This is a genomic window from Streptomyces sp. NPDC104106, assembly GCF_055584345.1.
Map to the genome: position 1 here is coordinate 223,224 of NZ_JBVJMF010000003.1, position 14,214 is coordinate 237,437.

A 14,214-nucleotide genomic window follows, 5' to 3' on the forward strand; every position below is an offset into this window, starting at 1 on the left:
CGGACGGGCCGAGGTGGGACGATGTGGTGCCATGCGTGCTGCGTACATTCAGGAACCGGGTCCCCCCGACGTCATCCGCTACGGGGAGATCCCGGCGCCGGTGCCGGGTCCCACGGACGTACTGGTGGCGGTGAGCGCCACCGTGGTCGATCCCGTGGACACCTTCGTCCGCTCGGGCCTCTTCGCGACGCCGCTGTCCTTTCCCTTCGTCGTCGGCCGCGACCTGGTCGGAACGGTGGCCGAGGTGGGCCCCGGCGTCAGCGGTTTCCGGCTCGGGGAGCGGGTGTGGTGCAACAGCCTCGGGCACGGGGGCCGGCAGGGCGCGGCGGCGGAGCTGGCGGTGGTGGCCGCCCACCGCCTGTACCACCTGCCCGACGGCGTCGACCCCGACGCCGCCGTGGCGGTCGTCCATCCGGCGGCGACCGCGTATCTCGCGCTGTTCGTGCACGGACGCCTGCGGGTGGGCGAGACGGTGCTGGTCGCCGGGGCCGCGGGCAACGTCGGCAGCGCCCTGGTGACCATGGCGGTGCGGGCCGGCGCCCGGGTCCTCGCGACGGCCGGGGCACGGGACGCGTCGTACTGCGCGCAGGCGGGCGCCGCCGAGGTGTACGACTACCGCGATCCCGGCCTGGCCGGCAGGATCCGCGCCGCCGCGCCGTCGGGCGTCGACCTCTACCTGGACACCTCGGGCGTCAACGATCTGGAGACCTCCGTCGGACTGCTCGCCCGGCGCGGCCGAGTGGTGCTGCTGGCCGGTGCCCGCACCCGGCCCGTGCTGCCCGCGGGGGCGCTGTACATGAACGACCGCTCCGTCGTGGGATTCGTCATCTCCCACGCCACCCCCGACGAACTCGCCGAGGCCGCCGCGTACATCAACGACCTGCTGCGCCGGGGCGTGCTGCGGCCGCGCCGGACCGAGACGCTGCCGCTGAGCGCGGCCGCCGCGACGCACGCCCGGCTGGAGCGGGGCGAGCTGCACGGACGGCGCGTGGTCCTGCGCCCGGACCTCGCCCCGGCCGGCTGACGGCGGAGCGGGTCGCGGGTGAACCGATCCCGGCCTGATAGCGTCTACGCACTTGTAGACGTTCATGTTCCGGACGTCTGTGAGCCATCTGTACGTCCACTCGGTGTCGCGGCGTGTTCCCCGGAGCACGCCGCGCCTGCACCACGGCCCGGAGACCCGCTCGATGACGACTTCCTCCCCGACCGCCCAGGCGCTCGACGGTGCGGCCATAGACGGCGGCCTGTACACCGACGTCACCGACTTCGCCCGCCACACGCACTGGCTGAACGGAGCCGCGGCCGCGTACAGCGCCTACGGCACCGGCATCTTCGCGCTGCTGCTGCTGGTCGCCTGGTGGCGGGCGCGGGGGCAGGGCAGCACCGCGATGGCCGCCGTGCTGGCCACCCCGTTCGCCGTCGTGCTCGCCTATGTGGTCAACAGCGGGATCAAGGCCGTCTTCCAGGAGTCCCGGCCGTGCCGGGCGCTGCCGCACGACTTCCTCATCGAGGCGTGTCCGGCCCCCGACGACTACGCCTTCCCCAGCAACCACACGACCGTCGCCTTCGCCTTCGCGGTGGCGCTGCTCCTCGTGAGCCGGCGGCTCGGTTCCCTCGCGCTGCTCGCGGCCGTCGTGATGGGGGCCTCGCGCGTCTACGTCGGCGCCCACTACCCGCATGACGTCGCCGTGGGGGCCCTGGTCGGCAGCGTCGTCGCCCTCGGCACGGTCCTCGCGGCGCGCCGGTTCGCACCGCCCGTCGTGGACCGGCTGCGCGAGGGCCGGCTGCGTCCGCTGCTCACGTCGTGACGGGACCGGGACCCCTGCGCCCCGGCTCCGGACCGGGGCGCGACACCATGCTCGGGGCGGGCCGGCCGTAGGCGTCGAACCGGGCCGCGTTCACCGGCACCGTGACGACCGTGCCGTCGCCCAGCCCGGGGCTGCCGGTCGTGCCGACCGCGCCGCCCGGGTGCGTGTGCCGGTCACCGGGCCCGGCTTCAGCGGCTACGGGACGGATCCGGACCGGCCCCGGAGCGGGGGTCGAGGGCCAGCGCCGCGAAGGCGGCCAGCCAGTGGTCGGTCGTGAAGTCGCCGCGGACCACGGCGGGCAGCCCCGCCGACAGGTGGGCCTCGGCCGCCTGCGCCAGACGGGTTTGCACCGGCCCGTCCGGCAGGGCCGCGGCGATCGAGCGGAGCGCGGCGGCCCTGCTCAGCACGAGACCCAGCAGATGGCCGATCTGCGGGTCGCCGTGGTCGGAGACGACGGGCACCTCCAGCGGCGGGCAGGGCGCCCCGGTGCGCAGGGCGGGCAGGAAACCGTCGAGCCACCGCGCGAACTCCTCCCGCCCCAGCACCCGGCGCATCGCGTCGGCCTCGGTCAGTGCCGGGGAGAGGAAGTCCTGGCCCGAGGGCTCCCAGTGCACGGGAGCCTCGCGGTCTTCGGCGAACCAGGTCAGCAAACGCCGCCGTACCTCTTCGGCCGCCTGGGCGGACAGCTCGCCCGAGTCGAGGAGGAGACCCAGGGCGAAGGCGCTGTTGGGGTGGTTGCCGTGGCGCACGGGATAGGTGGCCCTCGGCAGCCAGCCGGTCAGCAGCGTCTCGACGGCCGCGACCCCCGGCGCCAGCGCCTCGGCCCAGCGGGCGCCCGCGTCGCCCCCGTACGCCCGGCACTCGGCCGCGAGCGCCGCCAGCCAGGCCCAGCCGTACGGCCGCTCGAAGGACGGGTGGGCCAGCAGATAGGCGGCTTCCACGGCGATGCCGGCCTGCGTGAGATGCCGGTCGAGCACCTCGACGGCCCGCGCGGTGTCCGGCAGGGCGGGCGTCTCGCCGTGCCGGCGCAGCAGGCGCACCAGCAACCAGTGCATGTGGACCGCCGAGTGCCAGTCGTAGGCGCCGTGGAAGGCGGGGTGCGGGGTCCTCGGCCGTACGTCCTGCGTGGCCGAGGTCATCAGGTGGGCGGGGGCGTGGGGATACTCCCGCGTGATGTTGGCGAGGGCGAGCCGGGCGAAGGAGGCCGCGTGGGCCGTGAGCGGCATCAGTGGGTGGCTCCCTCGGTGACCTTCAGGTCCTCGCCGGGCGCGGTGGCGGCCGCCGCGGCCAGCAGCGCCCGCAGGCCACGGGCGACCGTGGCGGGCTCCAGGGCCGGGGCGGTGCCGTCGGGGACCTGGTCCGGCGCCCAGGGCACGTGCGCGAAACCGCCCCGGACGTGCGGGAGTTCGGTGGCGATGAGGTGGGCCAGGCCGTAGGCCACGTGGTTGCAGACGAACGTGCCGGCCGTATAGGAGACGGCGGCGGGGACCCCGGCCGCGCGCACCGCGGCGACGCAGGCCTTGACCGGCAGGGACGAGAAGTAGGCGGCGGGTCCGCCTGGTACCACGGGTTCGTCGATCGGCCTGCGGCCCTTGTTGTCGGGGATCCGCGCGTCGTCGAGGTTGACGGCGACGCGTTCGACCGTCACGCCCGGGCGGCCGCCCGCCTGGCCCAGGCAGAGGACCAGCTCGGGGTCGGCCGCGCGTACGGCGTCGCGCAGCACGGCGACGGACTCGCCGAAGACACAGGGCAGTTCGGCGGCGGTGACGGTCAGTCCGGCGGGCGGTTCGGCGGCCACGAGACGGGCCGCCTGCCAGGACGGGTTCACGCGCTGGCCGTCGAAGGGGTCGAAGCCGGTGATGAGCACGCGGGACATGGCACTTCCTTACCGGTGAGCGAAAGGCCGGCGGACCGGGGCGGTCAGAACGCGAACAGGGCCATGATCACGGTGGCGCAGGCCAGCAGCGGCAGGGCGGTGGGGATCTGGGCCTTGATGGGACCGTACTGATCGCGCAGTTGGAGCAGGGTGGCCGGGACGATGTTGAAGTTGGCGGCCATCGGCGTGCACAGCGTCCCCGCGAAGCCGGCCAGCATGCCGAGCGCGAGGACGGCCGCTTCGTCGCCGTGCATCTGCTGGATGAGCACGGGCCAGCCGATCGCCGCGGTCATCACCGGGAACGCGGCGAACGCGTTGCCCATGATCACCGTGAACAGGAACATGCCGACGCAGTACGCCACCACGGCGAGGTACCGGGAGTTGCCGGGCAGGACGTCGTGCACGATCTTCCCGACCTGGGTGCCGACCCCCGCCAGCGCGAAGATCGAGCCGAGCACGGCGAGGAGCTGGGGCAGCAGGAGGGCGGAGCCCATCGCCTCCAGCATGGAGCGGCCGGCGTGCAGCGGCACGGACAGCCTGCGCTCGCCGGTGACCAGCATGCCGACGGCGAGGGCCGCCAGACAGCCGACGCCGAGCCCGATCAGGGTGGCCTTGCCCTTCTCGAACAGGCCGGAGGAGTCGAGCACGGATGCGCACACGAGGGCGACGAGCGGGATCGTCAGCGCGGGGACGAAGATCTTGCTGCCGAGCCGGGTCGCGGACACCTCGCGCTCCTCGGCGGTGCTGGTGGCGGGCTCGCCCTTGCCGAGGAAGTTGAACCCGGCGAGCACGATCAGCGCGAGGACGGCGCCCCCGAGCGGCGCGGCGGGCAGGGTCCAGCCTCCGTTGTGCGCGGTGGCGTCGGCCACGCCGGTGCCGTAGGGGAACGTGAGCCCGAGCAGGCCCCAGAAGGCGGCGGAGGTCCACCGCCGGGGATTGGAGCGGTCGGCGGCCATCTGCACGGCCATGACGACGAAGACGAGGCCCACCAGCCAGTAGAGCCATTCGACCTTGATCACTTGTCGGTTCCCTTCGGCAGCGGCACCTCGTGCTCGGCGCGGGCGTGCGCCATCTCCCGTTCCAACTGCCGGTCCAGCAGCAGCATGCGGGCGCCGTGGACGACGAAGGCGCAGACGGCGAGCGGCACCGCCCACAGGGCCAGCTGGGTCGGTTCGAGGTTCTGGTGGTACGTCGAGTTCACGAAGCCGGTGATCAGCAGGATGGAGCCGATCGCGATGAAGCAGTCCTCGCCGAAGAAGAGGCCCACCGTGTCCGCCGACGCCGCGTAGGAGCGCACCTTCTCGCGCAGCCGGCCGGGCAGCGCGGCGCCCGTCGAGCGCTCGGCGGCGGCCTCCGCCATGGGCGCGACGAGCGGCCGTACGGTCTGCGCGGGACCGGCGATGCTGGTGAGACCCAGGGCGGCGGTGACCTGACGGACCAGCAGGTACACGGTGAGGAACCGGCCGGCGCTGAGCCCGGCGAGCCGGCCGATGAGCCGACGGGCCTGTTCGCGCAGGCCGTAGCGCTCCAGCAGGCCGATCACGGGCAGGGCGACGGCGAAGACGGTGACCGAACGGCTGTCCGCGAAGGACCGGCCGAAGGCCGCGAGGACCTCCAGCGGGTCCAAACCGCCGATCAGCCCGGTGAAGACACCGGCGACGCCCACCACGAGGACGGGATTGCGGCGTGTGACGAATCCGAGGATCACCACGACCACGCCGAGGAGAACGATCATGCGGCGGCCTTCTTCGGGAGGGACGGGGCAGCACGCCCGGGCGGCGCGGATCCGGGGGTTCCGGGTCCGTGGGGGATGCCCGGACCCTAGGGGATCGTTCAACGATCGAACAAGGGGTGGTCGAGAATCGATCGAGTCCTTGTCGGATCGTTCAACAATCGACTACGGTCGGCGCGTGATCGACCTCAACGCGGACCTCGGTGAGGGCTTCGGCCGCTGGACCCTCACCGACGACGACGCCCTGCTCTCCGTCGTGACCAGTGCGAACGTCGCCTGCAGCTTCCACGCCGGCGACCCTTCCGTGATGCGCCGGGTCTGTGACCTCGCCGCCGAACGCGGGGTGCGGATCGGCGCCCAGGTCTCCTACCGCGACCTGGCCGGATTCGGGCGGCGCGCCATGGACGTGCCCGCCGAGGAACTCGCGGCCGAAGTGGCCTACCAGATAGGGGCACTGCGCGTCTTCGCCCAGGCCGCCGGGGCCGACGTGGCCTACGTCAAGCCGCACGGCGCGCTCTACCACCGCACCGTGCACGACGCCGAGCAGGCCGCCGCCGTGGTGGCCGGCGCGCGACTGGCGGGCGGCGGGCTGTCGGTGCTCGGCCTGCCGGGATCACGGCTGCTCGCCGCGGCCGAGGAAGCCGGCCTCACCGCCGTGCGGGAGGCCTTCGCGGACCGCGCCTACACCCCGGCGGGCACCCTCGTGTCCCGGCGGGAGGCCAACGCCCTGGTGACCGACGAGGACACCGTGGTCCGGCGCGCCCTCGGCTTCGCGGTGGACGGCGCGGTCGAGGCCGTCGACGGCACGACCGTCGCCGTCGCCGCCCGCTCCCTGTGCGTCCACGGCGACACCCCGGGCGCCGCCCGCATCGCGGCACGGGTGCGCGCGGCCCTCGAAGCGGCCGGGGTCGAGGTCGGGGCGTTCACATGACCCACGGCGTGCACACGGCCGGCAACCGGTCCCCGCGGGTGCGCCTCGCCGGGCGGCGAGCCCTGCTCGTCGAACTGCCCGACGCCGAACGGGCCGCCGACTTCCACACCGAGGTGCTGCGCCGCCGGGCGGCGGGCACCCTGCCGCCGGTCACGGACATCGTGCCCGGGGCGCGCACGGTGCTCCTGGACGGCGTGACGCACGCGGAGGAACTGGCACACCGGATCGCCCGCTGGGACGTGCCCTCCCGGTCCGCCGACGACCTGGGAGCCGTCGAGATACCCGTGCGCTACGACGGACCGGACCTGGAACGCGTGGCTACCCGCTGGGGCGTCCCCGCCGAGGAGGTCGCCGCGCGGCACTCGTCGTACACCTACCGCGTCGCCTTCTGCGGATTCGCCCCCGGATTCGGCTATCTCACCGGCCTGCCCGAGGAGTTGCACGTCCCGCGCCACGACACGCCCCGCACCCGCGTCCCGGCCGGCGCGGTCGCCCTCGCCGGCCCCTACAGCGCGGTGTACCCGCGCGCCACACCCGGCGGCTGGCAACTCATCGGCACGATGCCGGACCCCGCCCGGCTGTGGGACCTCACCCGGGCCGAGCCCGCGCTCCTCACGCCCGGCACCCGCGTCCGGTTCGTGGCCGAGGACGGCGGTGCCCCGTGACCGGCGGCACCCTCACCGTCGTACGCCCCGGAGCCCTCACCACCGTCCAGGACTCCGGACGGCGCGGCCACGCCCACCTGGGCGTCCCCCGCTCCGGCGCCCTCGACGCGCCCGCCATGACCCTCGCCAACCGGCTGCTCGGCAACGCCCCGGACGCCGCCGTCCTGGAGACCACCCTGACCGGCTGCGCCCTGCGCCCCGACCGCACCGTGACCGTCGTGGTCGGCGGCGCGCCCTGCCCGGTGCGGATCGGCGGACGCCCGGCCGCCTGGGGAGCGCCCGTACGGGTGCCCGCGGGCACCGTGCTGGACGTGGGCGGGGCGACCGCGGGCGTGCGCTCGTACGTCGCCGTCGCGGGCGGTGTCGCCGTCGAACCCGTGCTGGGCAGCCGCTCGGCGGACCTGCTCTCCGGGCTCGGCCCGCGGCCGCTGCGCCCCGGCGACGTCCTCCCGCTCGGCACCCGCGCCGCGCAGCCGGCGCCCGGCGACCTCGCCCCCTGGCCCGCGCCGCCCGCCGAACTCGCCCTTCCCGTGCGGTTCGGGCCCCGCGCCGACTGGTTCACCTCCGCCGCGCTGCGCACCCTCACCTCGGCGACGTACCGCGTGTCGCAGCACAGCAACCGCATCGGCCTGCGCACCGAGGGACCGCCCCTGGAACGCGCGTCGAGCGGTGAACTGCCCAGCGAGGGCATGGTCCTGGGCGCCGTACAGGTACCCCCCGACGGGCGCCCGGTGGTGTTCCTGCACGACCACCCGACCACCGGCGGCTACCCGGTCATCGGCGTCGTCGCGGAAACGGCACTCGCCGCGGCCGCCCAGGCCGCGCCCGGCACACCGGTCCGCTTCACGCCCCTCGGCTGACACGGCAGCCTCGGTGGTGCCGGCGGGCGCGGCCTGATAGGCATGGCCTGTGCGATTCGAGAAGGTCCCCATGCCGGCCGGCGTCGAGGCGCGTCCGCGCGACGCGCGCGGCTATCCCGTGCCGGCCATCACCCCCTGGGAGAACGGCGAGCCCCGGTTCGCCCTGACCGACTACGACCGCAGCGCCGCCTGCGCGCGGGGGCGGCTGTGCTCGGTGTGCGACCGGCCCATGCCGAAGGGGCCGGTGTGGCGCGTGGTGGGAGCCGCGGAGAGCGCGGCGATCGCCGACGCGCTGGCCGCGGGGCGGCCCTACCGCAATCTCGCCCCGACCCTGGAAGGCCCGGGGCACCGCGCCTGCATGCTGTACGCCTCGATGGTGTGCCCCTATCTGGCCCGGCCGGGCGCCCGGCGCGGAATGTCCGCGATCGAGCCGGACGAGATGACCGCGCACGTGGTGCGCGGTGCCGTCCGGGGCACGACGGGGGCGGTGGTGGGCTTCGCGGAGTACGAGTACGCCGTCACGAGCAGCCAGGTGCTGTTCCGGTTCCTCGATGTCGTGGACTTCCTGCCGCACGACAGCGCCGACACGCACCTGGACGAACTGCGGGCCGAGCTGGCCCGGTCGGCGACGTGACCCGCACGTCGGCCGCCCGCACCCGCCCGGCCCGCTGTGCCGGCCGCCGTCAGGGCCGGTACGCCGCGAGACCCACCGTCGAGGTGGCCTTGACGGGGTGACCCGTGCCGTTCGAGGCCAGGGTCACCGTGCCGGACGGGGTGCGCACCGCGAGGGTCCTGCCGTCGGGGGACCAGGCCGGCTCGGTGTAGTCGGTGGTGGCGTGCGGGGTGAGGTCCCGCACGCGGTTGTCGTGCGTCAGGTCCTCGACGAGGACGTGGTCGTGACCGGCGACCGAGCGCACGAACACGACCTCCTCCTCGTTCGGGGACAGCGCGGGCTCGGAGCCCTTGGTGAGCTTCCCGCCCTGCTGGCGCAGGTAGTCGTCACGGATGTAGACGGCGCCGGTGTCCACATTGGCGTACACCGACGTGCCGTAGTGGCCGCCCGCGTTCGGCCACACGTTGCCGGTCTGCGGCACGTCCCCGCCCGGCCCCGGGTCCCCGGCCAGCGGCAGCGTCCTCGGCGTGCCGTGGACGGCCCTGGCGGAGATGTACTTCAGCCGCGAGACGCCCTTGTCGCGGGCCGCGAAGACGAGGTTGTCCTTGGCGGGGATGCCGTTCTGCGTGTCCTTGGCGGTCACCTGCCAGGTCGGATGGGACCAGTTCTGGTGGCCGGGGTTCCGGGCGACCACCACACGGCCGCTGCCGTCGGGGTTGGCGATGTCCAGATTGCCGGAACCGTCGATGAAGGCGGCCTCGGCGCCGTTCGGCGACCAGGCGAGGTCCCGGACGGGCACTCCGAAGTTCACCCGGTGCCCGGCGATCAGCACGTACGCCGTGCCGTTGCTGACGGTCAGGGTTCCGTGCGCGGAGCCGGTGGCGGCCGAGGCGGCGCCGGAGGCACCCAGCAGCGCCGTGCCGGTGACGGCGGCGGCCACGGCGATGGCGGTGGTGGTGATACGGGTTCGCTTGGTCATGGCTGAATCCCCCAGCAACGTGGACAGGCACGACAGAGCCTGACAGGCGTCGATCGTCGGACGGTCCGCTCGGTGTCACAGGCGCGTAACAGGGTCCGCGTGCGGGTGACCGACCGGGTGATTGACTGGGCCCCATGGACTTCACCGCGACGTCGACGCACCGGCAGGCACCGCCCTTCGACCCCGAACTGGGCGCGGTGCTGGCGGCGTTGGGGGAGGCGGCCAGGGAGCCGTTCACCCCCGGGAACCTGGCCGACCGGCAGGCGCGGGACGCCGCGAGCCGCCCCAGGCCGACCGTCCACGACCTGCGGGCCGACGGCCGCTTCGAGGTGGCCGAGCTACGGGTGCCGGGACCGCCCGGCGCACCGGACGTCACGCTCGTCAGCGCACGGCCCGGTGGGCTCACGCGACCGCTGCCGCTGCTGTACTACCTGCACGGCGGCGGCATGATCATGGGCAACGCCTGGTCCGTGCTTCCGCAGGTGCTGCGCGCCTGGGCCCTGCCGCTGGAACTGGCCGTCATCTCGGTCGAGTACCGGCTGGCGCCGGACACCCGTTACCCCGGAGCCCTGGAGGACTGTTACGCCGGACTCGTCTGGGCGGCCCGACACGCGGACGCACTCGGCATCGACGCCGACCGGATCGTCGTCGGCGGAAAGAGCGCCGGCGGGGGACTGGCCGCGGCACTCGCCCTGCTCACCCGGGACCGCGGCGGCCCCGCGCCGATCGGGCAACTCCTCATCTGTCCCATGCTCGACGACCGGAACGAGACCTTCTCCAGCCACCAGATGGCCGGCGTCGACCTCTGGGACCGGACCTCCAACGCGACCGCCTGGCAAGCGGTGCTGGGCGACCGGTACGGCACCGAGGACGTGCCCGCCTACGCGGCGCCCGCCCGCGCCACGGACCTGTCGCGGCTCCCCCCGGCCTACCTGGAGGCCGGCGCCGCCGAGACCTTCCGGGACGAGGCCGTGGCCTACGCCCAGGCCCTCTGGCAGGCCGGCGGCCAGGCCGAACTGCACATCTGGCCCGGCGCGTTCCACGGCTTCGACACCTTCGCCCCCGATGCGGCGCTCAGCCGTGACGCCCGCGACGCCCGCACCCGATGGCTCCGCCGCGTCCTCGCCCGGGCCACGACCGAGCCGGAGCGGACGAGCTGATCGCGCGCGGCGCGGCCGCCCCGGGAACCACGGCCCCGGCGCCCGGCGTCTCCCGAGCGATCAAGAGTGAGGAGCGCGCCCAGTGCGGATCTACGTCAGCGCCGACATGGAAGGCGTCACCGGCCTCGTGGACGCCCACGACGTCCAGCCCGGCGGCCGGGACTACGAGCGGGGGCGGCGGATGATGGCCGAGGACGTCAACGCCGCCGTCCGCGGCGCCGTCGCGGCCGGCGCCACCGACATCCTCGTCAACGACGCGCACGGCTCGATGCGCAACATCCTGCCCGAGGACCTGGACCCGGCGGCCCGCCTCGTCCGGGGCAAGCCCAAGCACATGAGCATGCTCGAAGGACTCACGGCCGAACACGACGCCCTGGTCTGCGTCGGCTACCACTCCCGGGCCGGCGCGCTCGGCGTGCTGAGCCACAGCTTCATGGGCCACGAGGTCGAGGACATGTGGCTGGACGGCAGGCCGGTGGGCGAGATCGGGCTGGCCCATGCCACCGCGGCCGCGATCGGGGTGCCGACGGTGGCCCTCACCGGCGACGACCGCGCCTGTGCGGAGATGACCGAGTGGGACCCGCACGTCGCCACCGTCCCGGTGAAGTACGCCCGTGACCGCTTCGCGGCCGACCTGCGCCCGGCCGGGGAAGCCCACGCGGCCATCGAGGAGGCGGTCGCGGCCGGACTCCGCGCGCCCTTGCCGGCCGTGGCGGCCCCCGCCGGTCCGGTGACCCTCGCGGTGCGCTGGCAGTCGGCGTCCGTGGCGTCGACCCTGCTGGGAATCCCGGGAGTCACCGCGACGGACGGCCGGACCGTCCGGGCCCAGGGCCCGCTGCCGGGCCTGTACCGGCAGTTCGTGGTGTGGACGCGTGTCGCGGCGTCCCTGACCAACCAGCCGCCGTACTGCTGAGGCGCGGGGCGGCCGAAAGACGACACGCCCTGCTGACAACTCCCGTGACGGCGCGTCAGCATGGTCGGCATGGCCGACGAACCGAGCACACCGCGCCGTGTCGCCGACGACCACGTCGCACGGATCGCCGCCCTCGACCCCATGACCGCGACCCGGCTCGGCCTGTACCCCGCGGACGACCGGCAACCGGATCTGTCACCCGAGGGCTTCGAGGCCCGGGCCGACGTGGCCCGGCGCACACTCGCCGCACTCGACGCGGCCGAGCGGTACGGCGAGAAGCACGGCACGGCCGAGGAAGCCGGCGACAAGCACGGCACGGTGTCCGCGGACGCCGAGCGGAACTGCGCCCGCCTGCTGCGGGAACGGCTGACCGCCGAGCTGGCCCTGCACGAGGCGGGCGACCAGTTCCGCCAACTGCGCAACGTCAACTCGCCCCTGCACACGGTGCGCGCCGTCTTCACCCTCATGCCCACCGGCAGCGACCAGGACTGGGCGGCCGTGGCGGGGCGGCTGCGGCATGTGCCCGGCGCGCTGGACGGGTACCGGGCCACCCTGGCGCAGGGCATCGCCCGCGGCGCGCTGTGCGCGCCCCGCCAGGTGCGCGCCGTGCTCGGCCAACTCGCGGCCTGGACCGGCCAGGACGGAACCGGCACCGGATGGTTCACCGCCTTCGTGGCCACCGCTCCCGACCGGCTCAGGCCCGGGCTCCACGCCGCCGCCGAGCGGGCGACGGCCGCCGTGGCCGCCTTCCGCGACTGGTTGCGCACCACCTATCTGCCCGCGGCCGACGGCACCCCGGACGCGGTCGGCCGCGAGCGCTATCTGCGCGCGGCCCGCTGGGCCACCGGCGTCGCCCTGGACCCCGCCGAGGCCTACGCCTGGGGCTGGGAGGAGTTCCACCGCACGCTGGCCGCGATGCGGGCCGAGGCCGCCCGGATCCTCCCGGACGCCACCGTCCGCGAGACCATGGACCACCTGAACCGGCACGGCCACGCCGTCACCGGCGAGGAGAACATCCGGGCCTGGCTCCAGGACATCATGGACGAGGCGATCGACACCCTCCACGGCACCCACTTCGACATCTCCGGCCCCCTGCGCAGGGTGGAGACCCGCATCGCGCCCCCGGGCAGCTCCGGCGCCCCCTACTACACCGGCCCCAGCCTCGACTTCAGCCGTCCCGGATACACCTACCTGCCCACCCTCGGCCAACACACCTTCCCCACCTGGGAGATCGTCAGCACCTGGTACCACGAGGGCGTGCCGGGGCACCATCTGCAGACCGCCCGCTGGACCGCCGAGGCCGGCCGCCTCAGCACCTACCAGATCACCCTCGGCGCGGTCAGCGCCGACAAGGAGGGCTGGGCACTGTACGCCGAGCGACTGATGGACGAACTGGGCTTCCTCACCGATCCCGCCCGCCGCCTCGGTTATCTGGACAAGCAGATGCTGCGCGTGATCCGCGTGATCATCGACATCGGCATGCACCTGCAACTCCCGATCCCGGCCGGCTCCGGCTTCCACCCGGACGAACGCTGGAGCCCCGGCCTCGCCACCGCGTTCATGGCGGCCCACCACGGCAGCGACACCGCGCGCCGCACCAGCGAGATCGACCGCTACCTCGGCTGGCCCGGCCAGGCCATCGGCTACAAGCTGGGCGAGCGCGCCTGGCTGCGGGGCCGCGCAGCCGCCCGGCGCCGCCTCGGCGCCGCCTTCGATCTGCACGCCTGGCACACGAAGGCACTCACCCTGGGGTCACTTGGGCTCACGGACCTGGCCGACACGCTCGCGGCGCTGTGAGACGGGACCTGCCAAGACCTGGGGCCGGACGGCGGGAAACCCGGCCGGTCGTACGGCGAGCACGGGGCCGCCGAGGGGGTTCGGCGACGTCCGGTGCGCGGCCGAAGTGCCCCGAAGGGACGCGGGGATCCGTGCGACCGGGCGCGGCGCGACCGCGGCCGTCCCACGGCACGTGCGGCGGACCGCTCGTGCCCCGCAGCCAACGTTTGCCCGTCGGGGAGCGGCGTCCGGTGCGGCGAGTGGGGGCACCGCCTGTCCGACGGGGAGCGTGCCGGGCGTCGCCTGCCCGGGCACTAGTGCGCCTCCCGCAGCCGGTCCAGTTCGGCGCCGATCGCGGCGCGCAACTCGTCGTGGCGCGGGCCGAGCCGGAACCGCTCGTCCCGCCACCGGTCGGCCGGGTAGAGCCATACGGGCCTGCTCGCCGGCCCGGCCGGCTCCCACGCGTAACGCGGCCAGACATGGGCGTGCAGGAACGGGTCGGTGTTGCCGAGAATCTCCAGGTTGACCCGGCGGAAAGCGGGGTCCAGACGCCGGCAGGCCCGTTCGACCGCCTCGCCGAGCAGGTCCATGTCCGACAGGAAGGCCAGCCGCCCGGCCTTCGGCAGGTCGGACAGCCGCCGCACTCCCGGGTCGTCCGTGAGGAGAACCGAGTAGCCGGGCAGGAACTGCACGTCGCCGATCACCGCGAAGCCCGACGCGAGCCTGCGCAGCACCGCCGGATTCTCGCCCCGCAGTGCCGCCCCGATCCGGTCCGTCCGCCAGTCGTCCGTCATGGCCTCAACGTACCGGCACCTCCGCGGGCCCCGCGCAGTCGCCGGACCGGGTGAAACAGACCTGCGGGCCGGGCGCGTTCCGGCGGTACCGGCGACAGTGTCCCTGC

15 protein-coding genes are annotated in these 14,214 nt (G+C 74.5%); 9 read left to right on the plus strand and 6 right to left on the minus strand.

Translation table 11 applies throughout. From position 1 onward, the window contains the following. Positions 1–31 precede the first annotated feature (31 nt). Both ACZ60X_RS08360 and ACZ60X_RS08365 read left to right on the plus strand, forming a co-directional pair. Positions 32–1,024, plus strand: coding sequence for an NADPH:quinone reductase (locus ACZ60X_RS08360; RefSeq protein ID WP_469594933.1), 993 nt, complete (start codon positions 32–34; stop codon positions 1,022–1,024). A 163-nt stretch (positions 1,025–1,187) separates the two neighbouring features. Continuing rightward, complete coding sequence (locus tag ACZ60X_RS08365; RefSeq protein ID WP_469594936.1) at positions 1,188–1,808, plus strand: phosphatase PAP2 family protein; 621 nt, start codon at positions 1,188–1,190, stop codon at positions 1,806–1,808. Positions 1,809–1,996: 188 nt separating this feature from the next. On the opposite strand, the gene ACZ60X_RS08370 is transcribed toward ACZ60X_RS08365, so the two are convergent. Genes ACZ60X_RS08370 through ACZ60X_RS08385 form a run of 4 tightly spaced genes read right to left on the minus strand, consistent with a single transcriptional unit; the run spans position 1,997 to position 5,419 of the window. Beyond that, a complete protein-coding gene (locus ACZ60X_RS08370) occupies positions 1,997–3,034 on the minus strand; it encodes a DUF2891 domain-containing protein (protein ID WP_469594939.1) in 1,038 nt (345 codons plus the stop codon). Then, positions 3,034–3,684 carry a pyroglutamyl-peptidase I gene (pcp, locus tag ACZ60X_RS08375; protein WP_469594942.1) on the minus strand — a complete coding sequence of 217 codons (651 nt, stop codon included), beginning with the start codon at positions 3,682–3,684 and terminating at the stop codon, positions 3,034–3,036. The genes ACZ60X_RS08370 and pcp overlap by 1 nt, the downstream gene beginning before the upstream one ends. A gap of 44 nt (positions 3,685–3,728) precedes the next feature. After that, complete coding sequence (locus tag ACZ60X_RS08380; RefSeq protein WP_469594945.1) at positions 3,729–4,703, minus strand: DUF979 domain-containing protein; 975 nt, start codon at positions 4,701–4,703, stop codon at positions 3,729–3,731. Next, positions 4,700–5,419 carry a DUF969 domain-containing protein gene (locus ACZ60X_RS08385; RefSeq protein ID WP_469594947.1) on the minus strand — a complete coding sequence of 240 codons (720 nt, stop codon included), beginning with the start codon at positions 5,417–5,419 and terminating at the stop codon, positions 4,700–4,702. Before ACZ60X_RS08385 ends, ACZ60X_RS08380 begins: the two co-directional genes overlap by 4 nt. 175 nt (positions 5,420–5,594) lie before the next feature. Between ACZ60X_RS08385 and ACZ60X_RS08390 the strand changes: the two genes are divergently transcribed. Genes ACZ60X_RS08390 through ACZ60X_RS08405 form a run of 4 tightly spaced genes read left to right on the plus strand, consistent with a single transcriptional unit; the run spans position 5,595 to position 8,506 of the window. Further along, positions 5,595–6,347: a LamB/YcsF family protein gene (locus ACZ60X_RS08390; RefSeq protein WP_469594950.1), complete on the plus strand. Its 753-nt coding sequence runs from the start codon at positions 5,595–5,597 to the stop codon at positions 6,345–6,347. Further along, on the plus strand, positions 6,344–7,012 hold the full coding sequence (locus ACZ60X_RS08395; protein WP_469594952.1) for a 5-oxoprolinase subunit B family protein: 669 nt from the start codon (positions 6,344–6,346) through the stop codon (positions 7,010–7,012). Before ACZ60X_RS08390 ends, ACZ60X_RS08395 begins: the two co-directional genes overlap by 4 nt. Then, positions 7,009–7,872, plus strand: a complete 864-nt coding sequence (locus tag ACZ60X_RS08400; protein ID WP_469594954.1) for a 5-oxoprolinase subunit C family protein — start codon at positions 7,009–7,011, stop codon at positions 7,870–7,872. The genes ACZ60X_RS08395 and ACZ60X_RS08400 overlap by 4 nt, the downstream gene beginning before the upstream one ends. Positions 7,873–7,921: 49 nt before the next feature. Then, the gene (locus tag ACZ60X_RS08405; RefSeq protein WP_469594958.1) at positions 7,922–8,506 is read left to right on the plus strand and encodes a hypothetical protein; all 585 of its coding nucleotides are present in this window, start codon (positions 7,922–7,924) and stop codon (positions 8,504–8,506) included. A gap of 49 nt (positions 8,507–8,555) precedes the next feature. Here the strand turns inward: ACZ60X_RS08405 and ACZ60X_RS08410 are convergent, their stop codons facing one another. Then, entirely contained in the window at positions 8,556–9,464 is a 909-nt protein-coding gene (locus ACZ60X_RS08410; protein WP_469594961.1) for a TolB-like translocation protein, read from the minus strand. A 134-nt stretch (positions 9,465–9,598) separates the two neighbouring features. Between ACZ60X_RS08410 and ACZ60X_RS08415 the strand changes: the two genes are divergently transcribed. From ACZ60X_RS08415 to ACZ60X_RS08425, 3 genes are all read left to right on the plus strand, one after another. Next, positions 9,599–10,624, plus strand: a complete 1,026-nt coding sequence (locus tag ACZ60X_RS08415; protein WP_469594963.1) for an alpha/beta hydrolase — start codon at positions 9,599–9,601, stop codon at positions 10,622–10,624. An 82-nt stretch (positions 10,625–10,706) separates the two neighbouring features. Then, entirely contained in the window at positions 10,707–11,537 is an 831-nt protein-coding gene (locus tag ACZ60X_RS08420; RefSeq protein WP_469594965.1) for a M55 family metallopeptidase, read from the plus strand. A 69-nt stretch (positions 11,538–11,606) separates the two neighbouring features. Beyond that, entirely contained in the window at positions 11,607–13,334 is a 1,728-nt protein-coding gene (locus ACZ60X_RS08425) for a DUF885 domain-containing protein (RefSeq protein ID WP_469594967.1), read from the plus strand. Positions 13,335–13,627: 293 nt separating this feature from the next. Here the strand turns inward: ACZ60X_RS08425 and ACZ60X_RS08430 are convergent, their stop codons facing one another. Beyond that, positions 13,628–14,107 carry an HIT family protein gene (locus ACZ60X_RS08430; protein ID WP_469594970.1) on the minus strand — a complete coding sequence of 160 codons (480 nt, stop codon included), beginning with the start codon at positions 14,105–14,107 and terminating at the stop codon, positions 13,628–13,630. Between the last annotated feature and the right edge of the window lie 107 nt (positions 14,108–14,214).

Bases quoted from the DNA above. Each gene is read 5' to 3' on its own strand.
- ACZ60X_RS08410 (WP_469594961.1), bottom strand. From the start codon at position 9,464: ATGACCAAGCGAACCCGTATCACCACCACCGCCATCGCCGTGGCCGCC.
- ACZ60X_RS08365 (WP_469594936.1), top strand. From the start codon at position 1,188: ATGACGACTTCCTCCCCGACCGCCCAGGCGCTCGACGGTGCGGCCATA.
- ACZ60X_RS08415 (WP_469594963.1), top strand. From the start codon at position 9,599: ATGGACTTCACCGCGACGTCGACGCACCGGCAGGCACCGCCCTTCGAC.
- ACZ60X_RS08370 (WP_469594939.1), bottom strand. From the start codon at position 3,034: ATGCCGCTCACGGCCCACGCGGCCTCCTTCGCCCGGCTCGCCCTCGCC.
- ACZ60X_RS08395 (WP_469594952.1), top strand. From the start codon at position 6,344: ATGACCCACGGCGTGCACACGGCCGGCAACCGGTCCCCGCGGGTGCGC.
- ACZ60X_RS08425 (WP_469594967.1), top strand. From the start codon at position 11,607: ATGGCCGACGAACCGAGCACACCGCGCCGTGTCGCCGACGACCACGTC.
- ACZ60X_RS08360 (WP_469594933.1), top strand. From the start codon at position 32: ATGCGTGCTGCGTACATTCAGGAACCGGGTCCCCCCGACGTCATCCGC.
- ACZ60X_RS08385 (WP_469594947.1), bottom strand. From the start codon at position 5,419: ATGATCGTTCTCCTCGGCGTGGTCGTGGTGATCCTCGGATTCGTCACA.
- pcp (WP_469594942.1), bottom strand. From the start codon at position 3,684: ATGTCCCGCGTGCTCATCACCGGCTTCGACCCCTTCGACGGCCAGCGC.
- ACZ60X_RS08430 (WP_469594970.1), bottom strand. From the start codon at position 14,107: ATGACGGACGACTGGCGGACGGACCGGATCGGGGCGGCACTGCGGGGC.